The organism is Lentibacter algarum (genome assembly GCF_018860975.1).
GTDB lineage: Bacteria > Pseudomonadota > Alphaproteobacteria > Rhodobacterales > Rhodobacteraceae > Lentibacter > Lentibacter algarum_A.
Genome location: NZ_JAHKQI010000010.1, coordinates 85,731 through 103,639, shown reverse-complemented (window position 1 = coordinate 103,639; position 17,909 = coordinate 85,731). Strand labels below are relative to the sequence as shown.

General features: G+C 55.6%; 18 protein-coding genes, 1 tRNA gene and 1 pseudogene. 11 read left to right on the top strand and 9 right to left on the bottom strand.

The genetic code is table 11. From position 1 onward, the window contains the following. The first annotated feature begins 7 nt into the window (after positions 1–7). Positions 8–641, top strand: a pseudogene (locus tag KO498_RS15820) (tyrosine-type recombinase/integrase). Here KO498_RS15820 and KO498_RS15815 read toward each other — a convergent pair. Then, positions 638–808: a hypothetical protein gene (locus KO498_RS15815; protein WP_215960894.1), complete on the bottom strand. Its 171-nt coding sequence runs from the start codon at positions 806–808 to the stop codon at positions 638–640. The pseudogene KO498_RS15820 and the gene KO498_RS15815 sit on opposite strands and share 4 nt — an antisense overlap. Positions 809–1,036: 228 nt before the next feature. Between KO498_RS15815 and KO498_RS15810 the strand changes: the two genes are divergently transcribed. From KO498_RS15810 to KO498_RS15790, 5 genes are read left to right on the top strand one after another with little or no spacing between them, the layout of a single operon-like run. After that, positions 1,037–1,351 (top strand): ArsR/SmtB family transcription factor, encoded by a 315-nt coding sequence (locus KO498_RS15810; RefSeq protein WP_252731500.1) that lies wholly within the window; start codon positions 1,037–1,039, stop codon positions 1,349–1,351. Then, positions 1,348–2,406, top strand: coding sequence for a permease (locus KO498_RS15805; protein ID WP_215960893.1), 1,059 nt, complete (start codon positions 1,348–1,350; stop codon positions 2,404–2,406). The genes KO498_RS15810 and KO498_RS15805 overlap by 4 nt, the downstream gene beginning before the upstream one ends. Before the next feature lie 24 nt (positions 2,407–2,430). Next, positions 2,431–2,667 carry a thioredoxin family protein gene (locus KO498_RS15800; protein ID WP_215960892.1) on the top strand — a complete coding sequence of 79 codons (237 nt, stop codon included), beginning with the start codon at positions 2,431–2,433 and terminating at the stop codon, positions 2,665–2,667. A 30-nt stretch (positions 2,668–2,697) separates the two neighbouring features. Continuing rightward, positions 2,698–3,102 (top strand): OsmC family protein, encoded by a 405-nt coding sequence (locus KO498_RS15795; protein ID WP_215960891.1) that lies wholly within the window; start codon positions 2,698–2,700, stop codon positions 3,100–3,102. Positions 3,103–3,105: 3 nt separating this feature from the next. Next, positions 3,106–4,026 (top strand): cation diffusion facilitator family transporter, encoded by a 921-nt coding sequence (locus KO498_RS15790; RefSeq protein WP_215960890.1) that lies wholly within the window; start codon positions 3,106–3,108, stop codon positions 4,024–4,026. A gap of 413 nt (positions 4,027–4,439) precedes the next feature. Here the strand turns inward: KO498_RS15790 and KO498_RS15785 are convergent, their stop codons facing one another. Then, positions 4,440–4,700 (bottom strand): hypothetical protein, encoded by a 261-nt coding sequence (locus KO498_RS15785; protein ID WP_215960889.1) that lies wholly within the window; start codon positions 4,698–4,700, stop codon positions 4,440–4,442. Then, positions 4,697–4,861, bottom strand: a complete 165-nt coding sequence (locus KO498_RS15780) for a hypothetical protein (RefSeq protein WP_215960888.1) — start codon at positions 4,859–4,861, stop codon at positions 4,697–4,699. Before KO498_RS15780 ends, KO498_RS15785 begins: the two co-directional genes overlap by 4 nt. Before the next feature lie 297 nt (positions 4,862–5,158). Between KO498_RS15780 and KO498_RS18285 the strand changes: the two genes are divergently transcribed. From KO498_RS18285 to KO498_RS15765, 3 genes are all read left to right on the top strand, one after another. After that, positions 5,159–5,299, top strand: a complete 141-nt coding sequence (locus tag KO498_RS18285) for a topoisomerase DNA-binding C4 zinc finger domain-containing protein (protein ID WP_252731530.1) — start codon at positions 5,159–5,161, stop codon at positions 5,297–5,299. A 274-nt stretch (positions 5,300–5,573) separates the two neighbouring features. Continuing rightward, the gene (locus tag KO498_RS15770; protein WP_215960886.1) at positions 5,574–5,864 is read left to right on the top strand and encodes a hypothetical protein; all 291 of its coding nucleotides are present in this window, start codon (positions 5,574–5,576) and stop codon (positions 5,862–5,864) included. A 193-nt stretch (positions 5,865–6,057) separates the two neighbouring features. Then, positions 6,058–7,065 (top strand): tyrosine-type recombinase/integrase, encoded by a 1,008-nt coding sequence (locus tag KO498_RS15765; protein ID WP_215960885.1) that lies wholly within the window; start codon positions 6,058–6,060, stop codon positions 7,063–7,065. An 89-nt stretch (positions 7,066–7,154) separates the two neighbouring features. On the opposite strand, the gene KO498_RS15760 is transcribed toward KO498_RS15765, so the two are convergent. The 3 genes from KO498_RS15760 to KO498_RS15750 all read right to left on the bottom strand — a co-directional run bounded on the left by KO498_RS15760 (position 7,155) and on the right by KO498_RS15750 (position 8,047). Beyond that, positions 7,155–7,229, bottom strand: a tRNA-Gly gene (locus KO498_RS15760). Positions 7,230–7,326: 97 nt separating this feature from the next. Then, positions 7,327–7,710, bottom strand: coding sequence for an MAPEG family protein (locus tag KO498_RS15755; RefSeq protein WP_215960884.1), 384 nt, complete (start codon positions 7,708–7,710; stop codon positions 7,327–7,329). Between the two features lie 85 nt (positions 7,711–7,795). Further along, a complete protein-coding gene (locus tag KO498_RS15750; protein WP_215960883.1) occupies positions 7,796–8,047 on the bottom strand; it encodes a hypothetical protein in 252 nt (83 codons plus the stop codon). A gap of 379 nt (positions 8,048–8,426) precedes the next feature. Here KO498_RS15750 and KO498_RS15745 point away from each other — a divergent pair, with 379 nt between their 5' ends. Then, positions 8,427–9,104 (top strand): ZinT family metal-binding protein, encoded by a 678-nt coding sequence (locus KO498_RS15745; RefSeq protein WP_215960882.1) that lies wholly within the window; start codon positions 8,427–8,429, stop codon positions 9,102–9,104. A gap of 90 nt (positions 9,105–9,194) precedes the next feature. Here KO498_RS15745 and KO498_RS15740 read toward each other — a convergent pair whose 3' ends face one another. The 3 genes from KO498_RS15740 to KO498_RS15730 all read right to left on the bottom strand — a co-directional run bounded on the left by KO498_RS15740 (position 9,195) and on the right by KO498_RS15730 (position 15,349). Further along, the gene (locus tag KO498_RS15740; protein ID WP_215960881.1) at positions 9,195–12,638 is read right to left on the bottom strand and encodes a pyruvate carboxylase; all 3,444 of its coding nucleotides are present in this window, start codon (positions 12,636–12,638) and stop codon (positions 9,195–9,197) included. Between the two features lie 94 nt (positions 12,639–12,732). Then, positions 12,733–13,869: an alpha-hydroxy acid oxidase gene (locus KO498_RS15735; protein ID WP_215960880.1), complete on the bottom strand. Its 1,137-nt coding sequence runs from the start codon at positions 13,867–13,869 to the stop codon at positions 12,733–12,735. A 1-nt stretch (position 13,870) separates the two neighbouring features. Next, positions 13,871–15,349: a tetratricopeptide repeat protein gene (locus KO498_RS15730; protein ID WP_215960879.1), complete on the bottom strand. Its 1,479-nt coding sequence runs from the start codon at positions 15,347–15,349 to the stop codon at positions 13,871–13,873. 177 nt (positions 15,350–15,526) lie between these two features. On the opposite strand from KO498_RS15730, the gene KO498_RS15725 reads away from it, so the two are divergent. After that, on the top strand, positions 15,527–17,875 hold the full coding sequence (locus KO498_RS15725; protein ID WP_215960878.1) for an ATP-dependent helicase: 2,349 nt from the start codon (positions 15,527–15,529) through the stop codon (positions 17,873–17,875). The last annotated feature ends 34 nt before the right edge of the window (positions 17,876–17,909 follow it).

The window sequence follows — 17,909 nt, the reverse complement described above, 5'->3', positions numbered from 1 at the left end:
ATCAGTCATGGAAACACCAAACTTACCTGCCATTCGCGCGCTACGCCCCGCTTGGAACAAGGGCCGCATCGTCGGTCAGAAACGCCCATTGAAGCCAAAGCAGGTGTGGGCAATCAGGGTTAGGCTTGAGCTTGCCGAGAACCGCCGCGATCTCGCGCTGTTCAATCTGGCCATCGACAGCAAATTGCGCGGCTGCGACTTGGTCAAAATGAAAGTGGTCGATGTCATGGCATCCGGTCAGATCAAAGAGAGGGCGTCAGTGTTGCAAAGGAAAACCCAGAAACCGGTGCGCTTCGAGATTTCCGAAGGGACCAGAGCTTCGCTCACGAAGTGGATGGAAGATCCGCTGATGGTCGGGTCCGAGTATCTCTGGCCTGGCCGCTTCCACGAGCGTTTGCACATCTCAACCCGCCAGTATGCTCGGATCGTTCGGGACTGGGTTTCCTCGATTGGTTTGGAAGTGACGGCATATGGAACCCATTCAATGCGACGCACGAAAGCCACCCAAATATACAAGAAGACTGGAAACTTGCGGGCGGTTCAGCTGCTGTATGGGTCATACCAAGATGGACAGCACGGTGCGCTATCTCGGCGTAGAGCTGGAAGATGCCCTCGCTATCGCTGAAGCCATTGAAATCTAAACAATTGGGCCGTCTTCACGGACGGCCCACAGCCGACACTCGACGCAGAGGTCTGCGCCGTATGCGGCTTCACCGAACCGGTCATTCTCTGCAGCTGTACGATCAACGGCTGGCCATCGACGGCTGAGCAGGGCAAAACCGAACTTGGAATTTCCAGCTTCGTTCACACAGCTTTGCTTTGCATGTGCGGAGGCCCTTCCTCTGCGGTGCGACCTGAGTCGTTGAAGCCATCGTTGCCGAAGAGTTTCTGTTGTTCCATCCAAGCTGCCCTTTCGCCGCGATGTGCCCAAGTTCGAAGGACGCGGGACGATGTGTGAGCTTTGGGTGCTTACTACAACCTCATATTTTGAAACTCTTGTTTCTTTAAAGGCAAATTGACATGGATCAAAGCGCATATGCGTCGTGAAGCATATACGACAGCCATGCAACAAATACTCAACGCTCTTTGCGACTCCACCCGGCGCAGTGCCCTCGCCATCCTTTGGGATGGGGGCGAGCATTGCGTTTGTGAATTGATGGACCAGCTTGAAGTAAGCCAAAGCCGGATGTCGCGGCACATGAAAATATTGCGTGAAGCGGGCCTCGTGATTGATCGGCGCGATGCGCAATGGGTGCGATATCGGCGAAACCCGGACATGACGCCGGAAATCATGGCCGTGATCTCCGCCGTCTTGAATGCAGAAAAATCCTTTGGACTGGAAACAGCATGACTACTGAAACACATGACACCAGGCCCCTACGAGAAGCGTCAGACAAGCTCTGGTATGCGGGCATATTTGGCGCGGCTATCCTTGGTTGGTTGGCTTACGGACAACTGATCCCGTTCTCTGAATGGATCACCGCCTTGTTTCCTGTCGCCCGCAGTAGCCATACCGGCGAGGCCATCGCTTTCTTCGCATATGACGTGCCAAAGGTCCTACTGCTTCTCACAAGTATCGTCTTCGTAACGGGTGTGCTACGCAGTTGGTTCAGCCCCGAAAAGACTCGCGCCATTCTTGCAGGCAAACGCGAAATACTCGGCTATCCACTGGCTGCGATGCTGGGTGTGCTGACACCGTTTTGCTCGTGCTCATCGGTGCCTCTATTCATCGGATTTGTTTCCGCAGGCGTCCCCTTGGGCGTGACGTTTTCGTTCCTTATTGCAGGCCCTATGGTCGGTCCTGTCGGGCTCGGGCTACTCTACGGTTTGGTCGGTTGGAAGATCGCGACGATCTACCTCGTGTTCGGCTTCTCGATTGCCACCATTGCAGGGTATACAATGGGTAAAATGGGGCTGGAACGCTACCTGCAAGACTGGGTGCGTGAATTGAATGCAGGCCCCGTAGGCGACTTGCCGGAAGAAAAGTTGACCTTTGTCGACAGGCTGAAGGTCGGTGTTGAACAAGTTCGCGAGATCGTCGGCAAGGTCTGGATCTGGGTGCTGGTCGGCATCGGCATCGGTGCTTTGATCCACGGCTATGTGCCCGAAGCGATGATGCTAAAAATCATGGGCGGCGAAGCGTGGTGGTCAGTGCCTGCAGCGGTCGTGGTCGGCGTGCCGATGTACACCAATGCGGCTGGCGTTATCCCAATCGTCGAAGCCTTGCTCGGCAAGGGCGCGGCCCTTGGCACAACGCTTGCTTTCATGATGTCAGTGATTGCTTTGTCGCTGCCGGAAATGATCATTCTCAAGCAGGTTCTGACATTGCGTTTGATCGCGATCTTCATCGCAGTCGTTTCGGCGGGCATTCTGGCCACCGGCTTTCTCTTCAACTTCCTCCTGTAATATTAGATCCTGAAAGGACGCCTCATGAAAACTGTCAAAATCTACGGCCCCGGCTGCAAACGCTGTGAAGCAACTGAAACAATGGTGCGCGACGCCGCCACGAAGCTGGGCGTTGCCGTTGAAGTTGAAAAAGTGACGGACGCAAAATCCATAGCGATGGCCGGTGTTATGTCAACGCCCGGAGTTGCCGTTGACGGAAAGCTCGTCCATGCCGGCGGCCTTCCTGATGTAACGAAGCTGGAGCAATGGCTGATCGCCTGAGTTTGCACCGTTGTCCTAACGGAGAGAGAAATGCTTGAATACGCTGTAACGGCCCGCCGTATTGATAGTCACGGATCAGAAGCCCACGCCAAAGATGCCGTGATTGTGCTCGATACCGATATGGCGGGACGGCCTGACGCCTTCAATCCGGCAGAAATGCTACTGGCCAGCCTTGCGGCCTGTATCCTCAAGGGGACAGAGCGTATCATTCCCATGCTCGATTTTGATTTGCGAGGTATCGACGTTGCGCTTCGCGGAACGCGGCAGGATAGCCCGCCCAAAATGACACAGATCGAATACGAGATCGTTGTGGATACTGATGAGACGGATCAGAGGCTCGACCTGCTGCATCGCAACCTTCAGAAATACGGCACCATTTACAATACTCTGGCAGGTGCGACCGAGCTTTCCGGCAGCATCCGCCGACAGGATTAGACCATGCCACATGATCACGAGCATTCCATTCCAACCGACCTTGGCCCCGCGTTTCGTTGGGCGGTCGGGCTGAACACCAGCTATGTGATCGTCGAAGGTGCGGCAGGGTTCCTGACGGGTTCCCTCGCGCTGCTGGCTGATGCTGCGCACAACCTGACCGATGTTGCGGGGCTCTTGATCGCGTGGGGAGCGGCGGTTCTGGCCAAGCGGGTTGGCAACAGCAGTTACACCTTCGGTTATGGGCGGGCGACAATTTTGGCAGCAATGCTCAACGCCGTTGCCATCTTGATCGGCGTCGTGCTGGTGATTTGGGAGGCAACACAGCGAATTGGCGCGCCGGTTGATCTGCCGGGGGCGACGATCATGTGGGTCGCGCTTATCGGTATCGCGGTCAACGCCGGATCGGCAATGTTGTTCATGGGCTCGCAAAAGGGGGACCTAAACGCCAAGGGCGCGTATTTACACATGGCGGCGGATGCAGTGGTGTCCCTTGCGGTCGTCGTTGCGGCAGTGGGCATCATGCTGACCGGCTGGACGTGGCTTGATCCCGTGGTCGCGATCGGCGTCAGTCTGGTGATCGCGGTGACGGCATGGGGCCTGCTGCGCGACTCGTTGAGACTGGAGCTGGACGGCGTTCCCGAGAATATCGACCGTCAAGCGATCACCAACTGGTTGCGCGATCAACCCGGCGTCAGTGACGTGCATGACTTACACATCTGGGCCCTTTCGACCACCCGCACCGCCCTGTCCGTTCATCTGGTATGGGAGGGTGATGAGGGAGATGCCTTACTGCGCCATATCACGCATGAATTGGAACACGACTTCGGTATCGTTCACGCAACGATCCAACTCGAACAAGTCCGCTGCGATGAGGCCACTGCCTGTTTTTCAGAAGACACCTCATCATCTCTGCAATTTGTATGAAGGGCCGCTCATTAAGCTCCAATAGGAAACAAAAAACAGCGTGCTTGCTGCACTATTTTGCGCTGCGAGCGAACGCTGCATGAAATCAAAAAAACCAGGTGTGGGCTCGGAGCCACCTTCCGCACCACTGCACAAACACTCGATCCGTGCTGTTTTAATGTCCGGTCTCGCCTTTGACGCACTGCAACCTGGCACCTGCAGCGAAGGTCCGGTTTCCGCCCCTCACGGCCCTTAGCTGCTATTCGATATGACAAGTGAATGCTGCGGAGCAGTCCTCCGTAGCGACCATTCGCTACAATTGCGCAAACCTAGTATGGGCAAATTCTCACTGGCTGACGATTTCCATAGTTTTCACCTCATTACTGAGGGACAACATTACTGAGGGACAACGATCAGCTTATGACAAAGTTTGTTCAGCGACTGAACATCTGCAAATTGGCAGCAGCAACTTCGGCTGCAGGGCGGTGAACCACCAGAACGTTGCGTCTAAGGTCGAGACCAAGGATTGTGATCTGCGTCACGGGTCCAGGGCAAGCTGGGTCGTCGCAAGTTATTTCAGCAACCGAAACAAGCGTATGCGGCCCCAGCCCTCCGATTTCTCGCACCACGCGCTTGATCCGCTGGGTATGCCAGAGCACAGCGGCCTTTTGCCGGAAACCGACTGCCAGGCTCATAGCTGCGTAGGGTTCGGCGCATCGCCGTAGACAGTGACGGGGTCAAAAACCAGCTCGGCTTCGGTGAACACCAACGCGCTGCCTGCTTCTGCACCAGTTGGAACTGCGCGATAGAAGCAGGATCTGTAGCCGACATGACATGACGCACCAGACCCGGCCACCTCTATGTTGCCATCACCCGAGCGCGCAAGACGGTAACACTGATGGGGTCAGCATCCAAACCATCTGTCTTCGTGACTGAGTTGCAAGACGATCCCGAATACGGTGTCGCGGGTGATGTAGAAGTTGATCAAACAAACCATACCTGTGCTGAATGCGGCGGGCATCTGTTGGCCTTTCCAACCAAAGACGGTCGCACGTGGTATCGGTGCGAACACGCCGACCTGTGTGGGTTTGCTCTGACTGCCTGTGCAGAATGCGGTAATGGACTTCCAGTGCAGCAGAGCAATTCAGATCAGATGATATGCTCTTGCGGTGCCCAATATCCGAAATGCCCCAAGTGCGATGCTGGGTGGTTGGTTGAACGTAAGAGCCGGTATGGTCAGTTTTTGGGATGCGTCAGCTATCCTCGTTGCAAGGGCAAGATGAAATTGCGCTGACAGATGGCGTTCCCCATATTGCCGATAGCGCTTGTAACTCGCGCCGAACTTAGGTCACTGACAAAGTGGTTGAGAGAAAGCAGCTATTTTCTCAAACGATTGTAATTTGGCGAATCTTATTCGCGGGAATTATCCAAAAAAGGCATTGCCACTTGAAGGTTAAGGTCTCGCCCCTTTGTCTCAATTCAAGACGGGCTCAATGCCACGTTTTTAAACTTCAATTCCGAAGACGGGTGGCTTCACCACGGTCGGACCTTATGAAAGGTCTTCCGTGATGCATGATGCAACGTTGCCCTTGGCAATCAACCCAACCAAGATTCTCCCTCCAGAAAGTAACACCGACGAAGATCGCGCTTCCATCTACTACCCGTGGTTCGGAGCGCTGACATCGGCGTTGTCGGTCGCGCAGTCTGGCATCCTGTCAGTCGAAGGTGCTGCTGCGGTGATGCGGTGTTCCGTTGATACCGTGCTCCGTATCCCCTTTGATGAACTGGCCAGCTATGACGGGCCGGGCAGGGGGGCTTTGCCGTATGGAGGACGTGCAAAACTACATCCATCATCGTAAGCGGCACCAGAAACGGCGGTCAGGGTTGGGCCAGTCCGCCAACTTCCGTCCTGACCGGAAGGCTGGGTCACGCAACTTGGCTGCTGATGCGCTCAAAAGCCTTGCAGCAGGGGCAGAGGCATGAAGAAGAACACACCCGCATGGATGGCATCACAATCACCGAGGATGCCAAGAGGGGCGTTCCCACTGGCCTATGGCGTATCGACCTGTCGCCGAAGATCAGTCCAGCGGGCAAACGGGCACGGTATCGCTACCCCTCAAGAAGATCGAGATCAATGATCATCTGGCACGACAAGATGATCATAGCTACATGCTGAATGATGTGTTCGCTAATTTTGTGAAATCCGAGCATGAAAAGGTGAAAGCTGGCCGTAAGCGTATTGGTTTACTACGCACCGATCTGAACTGCTTGACCCATGTACTGAACCATCTGGGTGAACATCTGATCAGCCAGATCGATGATGATGTTGTTGCATTCTATCAAGGCCAGCGACGAAATGAAGGCGTGAAGCCTGTCACCATCAACACTGAGGTGCGCAAACTGCGGCTGATGCTGAAGTGGTGCTTTCGGAAGCGGATGATTGACCAGATGCCCGTTATCACCGATCTGGTTGAGCCACCCGTGCAGACCGAAGTGCCAACGCTGCACGAGTTGTTGTCGATACTCGAACACCTGCCATTCCGTCATCGTGTATTGACCCGACTGATGTGCGAAACTGGGCTACGTGTTTCTGAAGCGATGGGCCTGCGGTGGAAACAGGTCGATCTGGTCAGGCTTGTTATCAAGATCGGCGACACGACAGAGATGACACCTAAAACGGCGCACAGCCATCGTGAAGTCATGATCGGTGAAGGTTTGGCTCAAGACTTGATAGCTCTCGGGCAGGAGCATGCTCACGTCTTTCCAGGGTTTCGCGATCCAAGCATACCGATGGATAACTACCGTAAGGCACTAAAAACCGCAGTGAAAAAGTCTGGCGTTATGCGGTATGGTGAGCCGATGCGGTTCACGCCCAAGTTCGGACGTAAGGCTTTCACATCCTATCAATGGCTGCGCTGCATTCCGTTGGAACTGATCCGTAAGACTGTAGGTCACTCACCGAATTCACGGGTCACAGAGAAAAACTACCTACATATGCCCGCTGAATCAGCACGTGATGCTGTGCTTGTTCTCAATGTTTTGGCAGAAAAAGCGAAATGAAAATGGCAACAAATGGCAACAGCCTAAAACGACGAAGGGCCACCCGAGGGTGACCCTTATCGTAACTAACTGGGTTCGTTAGTTAATTTTGGAGCGGGCGAGGCGATTCGAACGCCCGACCCTAACCTTGGCAAGGTTATGCTCTACCCCTGAGCTACGCCCGCTTCCTTTGGTAGGCGTGATCTAATTAATGCGGGGCGGTGCTGCAAGAGGAAAAGTGCATGGGGCTACGATTTTTTTGGTGAAGTCATCTGATGATCTTCAAAATGCGAGCAAGATGTTGCTCAGAGCGCTCACCAGAATGGCCGTGAATGTCAGATACATTCCCGTTTGGCGAAGCGGAACAATTTGCGGCGTGCGGCCAAAGCCGTAGGCGTGGATAAAGCGCCCCCCAAGGATCAGCAGGCCGAGCAGGTGTATGAGCCATGCGGGGCCGGACTGAAGCTCGGCCATAGCAATGAGCAAGAGCGTGAAGGGCGCATATTCTGCGCAGTTCGCATGGGCGCGCATGGCTTTGATCAAGGCTTTCTCGCCGCCGTCACCGACAGAGACGCGATGTTTGAAGCGCGTTCGGATGACGTTCACACTGAGGGCGATGAACAATAGCCCGATGAGCGCGGCGTAGAGGGGTGTGATGGCAAGCATGCGCGTTCCTTGTTTGATCCTCCCAGTTTGCGCAGCATCCGTTGCCTTGCAAGGTAGACCTCACGTCACGCAGGCTTGTCAGCCGTTACTCGGCGCTCGTACGAAGCTCGATGATTGAAACCGCGTGATAGGGAATCTCGAGTTTTATGTTCTCCCGATAGCCGGTGACACGCCTTAGAACAAAGGTCTGGCTGCCGGCAGTCAAGAGGCGGCCATCGACCCAGTCGCCCGAGTTGAGCTTGATCCGTGCAGTTTGATCGAGGTTATCTTTGTTGTCGGACTCGCGGCCATAGGCATATAGAATGCGCTGACGGATGGTTTCAAAGTCGGCTTCCATAGTCTTTCCCCTTCAGGTTTAGAATATGGGCAGTGTTGCAGGCTTAGGGAGATTCACAAAGGCAGGTATTCCGTACCCGTTAGAATAGCTGCACATTTATAGAGAGCACTGGTAGCGGTATTCACTTCTGCTTTTGGATGTAAGCAGAAGCCCTGCTTTTCTAGGAACAAAAACACGGCGTTTCAATCGCACCCGGATGACGTCTGCACAAACCTTAGCTGACAAATTTGACAATGATTATCGAGATTTCTGCGCATGTGGCGACACGCATATTGCGCGGTTTGCTGCCTAAAGCAGTAAAGAGGGGGATTGTGGAGAAATTACGAGCGGCTATAACATGATATGTTATAACATATCACTGACTCGAAAAGGTACTCTCATGCTTCAAACGTCTTCAAAAAACTCTGTCTTCAAAGTCTTGGTTACCAGCGCGGTTTTGGCTCTTGCAACCACGAGCGTGCAGGCCGAAACCAAACATTCACATGACCACTCACACGATCACGCAGATGAAAATGAGGCCGCAAAAGATATCTACAAAGGATACTTTGAAGATAGCCAAATCAAAGACCGCTCTCTTGCTGACTGGGAAGGCGACTGGCAGTCTGTTTATCCGCTCCTTAAGAGCGGGGCGCTGGCACCCGTGATGGCGAAGAAAGCAGAAGCCGGTAGCAAAACTGTTGAGCAATACACGGCTTACTACGATACCGGTTACAAGACCGACGTCGAGCGCATAACATTTGATGGGCAAAACGCCGCGTTTTTTACACCGGACGGCACGCTCTCGGGCGAGTATGCTTATGATGGCTTCGAGGTTTTGACTTATAAAAAGGGCAACCGCGGGGTGCGTTACATCTTCAAGCAAGTCGGAGGAGATGAAGCGGCGCCTGACTACTTCCAGTTTTCTGATCATAAAATCGCGCCAGCAAAAGCTGATCATTATCACCTGTATTGGGGCGATGATCGTGCTGCTCTTCTTGAGGAAGTGACCAACTGGCCGACATATTACCCGCGGGCGCTGAGCGCCGAGCAGATCGTCGAGGAAATGCTCGCGCATTAATCAGCGGTTGGTCTGAACTTTGAAAAAGCGAAAGCCCTGCTGTTTTGGCAGGGCTTTCTTCTACAGGGGTTATTTGATCGGGAGAGGCCCTTACTCGAATTCTATCATCAAATCCTTCGCGTCAATTTGACCGCCGGCTTGCACGTGCACGGCTTTGACGGTTGCCGAGCGCTCGGCGTGGATGCCGGTTTCCATTTTCATCGCTTCGATGGTTAGTAGCATGTCGCCCTCTGAGACTTTCTGACCGACGGTCACGGCCACCGTCGCCACAACGCCGGGCATGGGGGCGCCGATGTGGTCGGGGTTGCCTTCGATCGCTTTCGGGCGTTGAGCTGTGGTTGATTTAACCAAGCGGTTTGGCACACGGATGGTGCGTGGCTGGCCGTTGAGCTCGAAGAAGACTTTGACTTCGCCTTTCTCGTCGGTTTCGCCAAGGGCAGAGAGCCGGATTTCGAGCGTCTTGCCCGGGTCGATCTCGGCGGTGATCTCTTCGCCGGGCTCCATCCCGTAAAAGAACGTGCGTGTCGGAAGCGTGCGCACTGGGCCGTAGGCGCGGTGGCGGCCCATGTAATCCATGAACACTTTCGGATACATGAGGTAACCGTTCAGGTCTTCATTATCAACCTGGAAGCCGTCGAGTTCGGCTGTAAGTTCGAGGCGGGTTGCTTCGATGTCGACAGGTTCCAAATGCGCGCCGGGGCGCGTGGTGTTGGGGGCCTCGTCTTTCAGCACCTTTTTGATGATCGTTTCGGGGAAGCCGTTTGGCGGCTGGCCGAGGTTACCACGCATCATGTCGATGACGCTGTCAGGGAAGGCGACGTCTTTGTCGGGGTCTTCTACTTCGGCGCGGGTAAGGCCTTGTGAGACCATCATCAGTGCCATGTCGCCAACAACCTTGGAAGAGGGTGTGACTTTGACGATATCACCGAACATCTGGTTCACATCTGCATAGGTTTTCGCGACTTCATGCCAACGTTCTTCCAAGCCGAGTGAGCGCGCTTGGGCCTTCAGGTTGGTGAATTGCCCGCCTGGCATTTCGTGCAGATACACTTCCGAGGCTGGTGCGGGCGTTCCGCTTTCAAAGGCCACATATTGCGCACGCACTTGCTCCCAGTAGTCGGAGAGTTCGCGGATGCGTTCGGGCGCAATGCCCGTATCGCGCGGCGTGTGGCGCAGGGCTTCGACGATTGAGCCGAGGCAAGGTTGGGACGTGCCGCCCGAGAAGGCATCCATCGCTGCGTCAACCGCGTCAACACCGGCGTCAGATGCCGCAAGGATTGTTGCCCCTGCGATGCCTGAGGTGTCATGCGTGTGGAAGTGCACGGGGATGCTGACTTCTTCCTTAAGGGCCTTGACGAGCTGTGTTGCCGAGGCTGGCTTGAGCAGGCCAGCCATGTCTTTAAGGCCGAGCACATGTGCTCCGGCGGCCTCAAGCTCTTTGGCCATGCCGACGTAATATTTGAGGTCATATTTGGCGCGGTCAGGGTCAAGGATATCGCCTGTATAGCAAATTGTGCCTTCGCAGATTTTGCCGCTCTCTTGAACGGCATCCATCGCCACGCGCATGTTTTCAACCCAGTTGAGGCTGTCAAACACGCGGAAAACATCGACGCCTGTCTCGGCGGCTTGGCGCACGAACTCTTGCACCACGTTGTCGGGGTAGTTGGTGTAGCCAACGCCGTTTGAGGCGCGCAGCAGCATTTGGGTGAGCAGGTTAGGCATGGCAATGCGCAAGTCACGCAGGCGCTGCCACGGGCACTCTTGCAAGAAGCGGTAGGCGACGTCGAATGTCGCCCCGCCCCAGCACTCGACCGAGAACAGTTGCGGCAGGTTGGCGGCATAGGCTGGCGCAGCTTTGATCATGTCGATGCTGCGCATCCGTGTCGCAAGGAGCGATTGGTGGCCATCGCGCATGGTGGTGTCGGTGAGCAGCAGTTGTTTTTGCTCAAGCATCCAGTCAGCAACGGCCTTGGCACCTTTGTCTTCCAGCAAGTTGCGAGTGCCGTTGGCTGGGCTAACTGCGTGCAGCTGGGGTAAGCGCGGGTCTTTCAAGTCAGCGGCAGGTGCGGCACGGTCGGTTGTTTCGGGGTGGCCGTTGACAGAAATGTCAGCGATGTAGGTCAGCACTTTGGTGCCACGGTCACGACGCTTCTTGAACTTGAAGAGGTCGGGTGTCTCGTCAATGAACTTGGTGGTGTATTCATTGCTCAGGAAGGTTGGGTGCTTGAGTAGGTTTTCCACAAAGGAGATGTTTGTGGACACGCCGCGAATACGGAATTCACGCAGGGCGCGGTCCATCCGCGCTATGGCCGCCTCCGGGGTTTGGGCGTGGGCCGTAACCTTGACCAGCAAGCTGTCGTAGTAGCGTGTGATGACGCCGCCGGAGTAGGCGGTGCCGCCGTCAAGCCGGATGCCCATACCTGTCGCAGAGCGATACGCCGTGATGCGGCCGTAGTCGGGGATGAAGTTGTTTTGCGGGTCTTCTGTGGTGATGCGGGTTTGCAGGGCGTGGCCGTTGAGCCTGATCTCGCTTTGCTCGGCTTTGCCTGTGGCTTCGGCAAGGGTTTTGCCTTCCGCGATCTTGATCTGCGCTTGCACAATGTCGATGCCGGTGACCTCTTCTGTCACAGTGTGCTCGACTTGCACGCGGGGGTTCACTTCGATGAAGTGGAATGTGCCGGTGTCCATGTCCATAAGGAACTCAACAGTACCGGCGCACTCATAGTTCACATGCGCACAAATTTTTCGGCCAAGTTCACAGACTTCAGCGCGTTGGTCTTCGCTCAGGTAGGGGGCGGGTGCGCGTTCAACAACTTTCTGGTTGCGTCGTTGCACCGAGCAGTCGCGCTCCCATAGGTGATAGATATCACCGTGGGTATCGCCAAGGATTTGCACCTCGACGTGACGGGCGCGCACGATCATCTTTTCAAGATAGCCCTCACCGTTGCCAAAAGCTGCTTCAGCCTCGCGCCGGCCTTCCATGACCTTTTCGGGTAGTTCCTCAGCGTTGTGGATGGGGCGCATGCCGCGACCGCCGCCCCCCCAGCTCGCCTTGAGCATAAGAGGGAAGCCGACTTCTTTGGCCTCTTTGATGATGGCGTCCATGTCATCGCCCAAAACCTCGGTAGCGGGGATAACCGGCACACCAGCCTCAAGCGCCACACGACGGGCGCTGGCTTTGTCGCCAAGGGCGCGCATGGTTGCCGCTTTGGGGCCGATAAAGGTGATGCCGCTCGCTTCGCAGGCATCTACCAGTTCGGGGTTTTCCGAGAGCAGCCCATAGCCTGGGTGAATGGCATCAGCACCGGATTGTTTGGCGACGCGGATGATCTCGTCGATGCTCAGATATGCTGCAACGGGCCCCATGCCTTCGCCAATCCGGTAGGCCTCGTCGGCCTTGAAACGGTGCAGGCCGAGTTTGTCTTCTTCGGCGTAGACAGCCACGGTGCGTTTGCCCATCTCATTGGCAGCGCGCATGATACGAATGGCGATTTCACCACGGTTGGCGATCAGGATTTTCTTGAATTCGGGCACAGTGTCACTCCGCTAAATGGGCTGTATTTGAGGTCGGTATGATTCTTGTTGGCATTGGTAACATTCCTTTACCAATTTGCAAAACCTAAGATGCTCACCGTGGCACGAGGCGTTGGGGTAGATCTTCGAGGTGTTCGACGCCGATTTGGCCAAGGTTGGCGAGTATGTCTTTATGCAGCACGTCAGTTAAGTGCGCGGGCCCGTTAGCGCCAAGCGCTCCAAGGGCATAGTGCCACGCGCGCCCCAACATGACGAAATCAGCCCCTAAAGCCAGCGCACGAAGGATATCAAGGCCGCCGCCTATGCCGCTGTCAAAGATCAGCGGCAGCTTTGTTGCCGCACGAATTTCAGGCAGCACGTCAATGCTGGCAGGAGCGCCGTCAAATTGGCGGCCAGCGTGGTTTGAAACCCATAACGCGTCGACACCTTCATTGTGCAGGGTTTTGACTTGATTGGCGTCCATGACGCCTTTGAGGATCAGCGGGCCGTCCCATGCAGCACGGACTTGTCTGAGGTAGTCCAAGTCTGGCGAGGTGCGCAGGAGGTAGCCGATGTGCTCGGTCGGCGGCAGATTGCGGTTGTCGTCAATGTAGTCATCAAGCAGCCGCATCCGCGGCGCACCATTTTTGGCAGTGGCTAAAGCCCAAGTGGGGCGCTGGGCGATCTGCCACAAAATACGGGGGCTGAGGCGCGGTGGTTGCGTCAGGCCTGAGCGGGTTTGACGCTCGCGGCGAGAGGCGACAGGAACATCAACAGTGAGGGCGAGGGCTTCGAATCCGGCGTCTTTGGCGCGGCGGGTGATGTCTTTGAGGATGCGCTCGTCTTTGGGCGGGTAGAGCTGGAACCACGCGCCGTCGCCCAAAACCGGTGCGACGTGTTCGGGCGTCTGGCTGGCGACGGTCGAGAGACAGTAAGGAATGTTTGCCTTTGCGGCCTCGGCAGCTAAAAGGCGCTCGGCATCGGGCCAAATGAGGCCGGACATTCCGACAGGTGCGATACCGAAGGGCCGCGCGTAGCTGTGGCCAAGTAACTTGGTGGTTAGATCGGGTGTTTGGGTGCCATGCAGGATTGATGGCATGAACTTGATATCCTGCAAGCGCCGGGCGTTGCTGGAGGTTGTCGTCTCAAGCCCTGTGCCGCTGTCGAGATATTCAAACACAAACTTGGGAATGCGCTTTCGAGCGGCGGCGCGCAAGTCAGGAAGGCCGGGGTAAGTGCTGTGAAGTTCCATGCTAATTATCGCAGTATTTTTCGGGCGCGAGTTGACAGGCTTTGAGCGCGGCTTTCCGGCTTGCATCAGCGTTTGTATCTATGAGTGCTGAGGCCAAGTCAAAGCATGCAATCGCGAGGTTTTTATCGCAGGCGATGTTAAAGAAATGGGCTGCGCGGGTGTTGCTTTGCTTGAGGTGATAGCCTTTGAAATGGAAAAATCCGATTGCGTTGCAGCCCTGTGCATTGCCCAAGTCACAGGACTTTTGATAGTATGTGCTGGCTTTCTCGTATTGCTTGCCGCCGTCAATGTTCACCCAGTAAAGCGCGCCGGCCACGGTGCAGGCGTTGCTATCGTTCCTAGTGCATCCAGCCTCGGCATAGCGTAGGGCACGGGGATAATCCTTCAAAACGACGCGGATCAAATGTGCGCCGGTGCCACAGGCGACACTGCTTCCCATCTCGCATATTTCAAGACTCCTTTCGGTGTAATCTTTTGTAAGCAACTGCTTTGCAGGTGTTTTTCGTTCTAGCAGGTATAGGCAAGCGCTAAAGTCGCCTTCGCGGCAGGCCGCTTCCAGATCAGAGAGGCGATCACTCTTGCGCCAGTATGTCTCGTGATTGATCTCGCCACATGCGTCAGGATATCCTAGGCGGCAGGCCTGAACGAGGTAGGCTTGTTCTTGCTCCCAATTTGTTCTGGCTCCTTCTCCGTTGACCAGCGCGATGCTGGCATTCCAGCAGCCGGTAGGGTTTCCCAGTTTGCAGGCGTCGATGGCATAGTTGTATGCGTGGCGGTCGCGCGTGCGCTGGCTTTTGCTCATGCCTGGTGGTGTTCCCAAGTTTGAGAAGTAGTCCTCCTGGCCATCTCTGCTGTGGATATAGGAAAGCATGGCACAAGCCCGGGCGAGCTCTCCTTTGCAGGCCGCAAGCAAGGGCGCATGCCAGATGGCGGGCTCGGGGTAGACATCGGCAAGATAGGCATTGAGCGTTGCGCGGTTTGTGCAGGCAGGATGATCGCCAGCGTCACAAGGTGCTTTCAGGCTTTCGTAATAAGGCAGAAACGGTGTTGCATCTTCGGTTTGCTGCAAGGCAAAGCCAAAATCACCCATTCGGTAACAAGAATATCCGTCGCCGCCGTCGCAGGCTTTTGAAAAGAAGTCATAGGCGTCAGCGGTAACCCTGTAGGACTGAATGATCTGAGTGAGTTTGCCAGCATCGCCACAGGCAAGCATGTTGCCTCCACTGCAAAGGTTTGTGGCGCGTACAAGCAGCGCTGCGATCTCTTTATCAGAATGCGAGATGGGGGGGCTGTAAGGCGAGAAAATCATCGCATTATAACAGGATTGCTTGTCACCAGCCGTGCATTCGCTCAGGGCAAGGTTAAAGGTGACGTCATTCAGGCGTTTGGCCGGAATTTCCTGTGCCGAGGCGACAGTTGAAAACACTGCGATGGAGGCCGTGACGCAAAAGGAAAGCAAGTGTCGGGCGAGGCGGTTCATAAGTGCGATCTGTTGGCAGCGAGAGCCTCGCATTTGGCCGCAGAAATACAACCTTGTCCAGCCACAACCAGGTTTTGGTTGTTGAGTGGAGAACACAAGGCGAACATTGCTTTGACTCGACGCGCTAGTTTGATAGGGGTAGAGGCAGGACATAAGACAGACAACAGTGGTGATGCAGTGGTTTCTTTATCGGAAAAGGCCCTAGCGGCGCGTGGTGCAGCGCAGGGCACGGCCTATTTGGACGGGTTGAACCCCGAACAGCGCGAGGCTGTCGAGACGCTTGATGGGCCGGTTTTGATGCTGGCAGGTGCTGGCACCGGCAAAACCAAGGCTTTGACCACGCGGATTGTGCATTTGCTCAACACCGGACGTGCACAGCCAAACGAGATATTAGCGGTTACTTTTACCAACAAGGCGGCGCGGGAAATGAAGACCCGTGTCGGCGCGATGATGGGCGGCGCGGTTGAGGGGATGCCTTGGCTTGGCACGTTTCACTCGGTTTGTGTGAAAATTCTGCGACGACACGCAGAGCTTGTCGGGCTAAAGAGCAATTTTACGATTTTGGACACGGATGATCAGCTGCGTTTGCTCAAGCAGTTGGTGCAGGCGGCGCAGATTGACGACAAGCGCTGGCCTGCGCGAATGCTCGCGGGGATCATTGACAGTTGGAAGAACCGCGCTTGGCTTCCCGAGAATTTGCCTGCGGACGAGGCGGGGGCTTATGACGGGCGCGCACCGGAGCTATATAGGCAATATCAGACCCGCCTGCGCGAGCTCAATGCAGTCGATTTCGGCGATATCCTGTTGCATGTAGTGAACATATTTCAAAAGCATGACGACATTCTGGCGCAGTATCAGCGCTGGTTCAAATTCGTGTTGGTAGACGAGTATCAGGACACCAACGTGGCGCAGTATTTGTGGCTGCGTTTGCTGGCCGGCGCGCATCAGAACATCTGCTGTGTCGGTGATGATGATCAGTCGATCTACGGCTGGCGCGGAGCCGAAGTCGGTAACATCTTGAGATTTGAGAAAGATTTCCCGGGCGCGAAGACGGTTCGACTTGAGCAGAACTACCGCTCGACACCGCACATTCTGGCGGCGGCTTCGGGTGTAATCAAAGGCAATGAAAACAGGCTTGGCAAGGAGCTTTGGACTGCGGAAACCGAGGGCGAGAAAGTGCGCCTGATTGGCCATTGGGACGGCGAGGAAGAAGCGCGTTGGGTTGGAGAAGAGATTGAGGCTATGCAACGAGGCACGCGCGGGCGCGACAAGCTCGGGCTTGATAGCATGGCCATCCTCGTGCGTGCGTCCCACCAGATGCGCGCCTTTGAAGACCGGTTTTTGACAATTGGCATGCCATATCGGGTGATCGGCGGGCCGCGGTTTTATGAGCGCTTGGAAATCCGCGATGCGATGGCTTACTTTCGACTGGTTGTGAGCCCTGAAGATGATCTTGCGTTCGAGCGCGTGGTGAACACGCCCAAACGCGGGCTTGGAGATGTTGCGCAAAAGAAGATGCAAACCAGCGCGCGCGACAATTTTGTGCCGCTCAGTGCCGGTGCGCGGCTTTTGCTTGAGGCCAAGGGGCTTGGCGGCAAGGGCGCGGTTGAGTTGGGGCGTTTTCTCGACAATCTTGAGCGCTGGCGGGGGCTTGATGCCAGCCCTGAAGTGAACCATGTCGAGTTGGCCGAGATGATCTTGGATGAGAGCGGCTACACCGAGATGTGGCAGAATGACAAGACACCCGAGGCTCCCGGGCGGCTTGAAAACCTGAAGGAGCTTGTCAAAGCACTTGAACAATTTGAGAACCTGCAAGGGTTTTTGGAGCACGTCAGCCTGATCATGGACAACGAGAGCGAGGATGCTGCGGAGAAAGTCAGCATTATGACACTGCACGCGGCGAAGGGCTTGGAGTTTCCGGCCGTATTCTTGCCCGGATGGGAGGAGGGGCTTTTCCCGTCACAACGCTCGATGGATGAAAGCGGTATTAAGGGCCTCGAGGAAGAGCGGCGGCTGGCCTATGTCGGTATCACGCGGGCGGAGGAGGTTTGCACTATCTCGTTTGCGGGCAACCGGCTTGTATATGGGCAATGGCAAAGCCAGATGCCGAGCCGCTTTATTGATGAGTTGCCGGAAGCGCATGTTGATGTGCTCACACCCCCCGGGCTTTACGGTGGCAACTTTGGTGCCGCGCAACCACATGTTGGGTCTGGTATGAGTTCGGGGCTTGAAAGCGCTGTTGCCGATGCGAATGTCTACAACTCACCAGGCTGGAAGCGGATGCAAACGCGGGCGAGCCAACGCCCAACAACGCAACCCAAAGAGCCACGCGGGCAAGTGATTGACGCCAAAGTGGTGGCGTCATTTGCGGTTGGGGGGCGGGTATTCCACGCCAAATTCGGCTATGGGAACGTGCTGAACGTGGATGCCGACAAACTGGAAATTGCTTTTGACAAAGCGGGCACCAAGAAAGTTGTTGCGCGATTTATTGTCGATGCGGCCGAGGCAGGCAATGTGCCGTTCTGAGCGGCTTCAGGCTAGGCAGCGGACAAAAAAATGG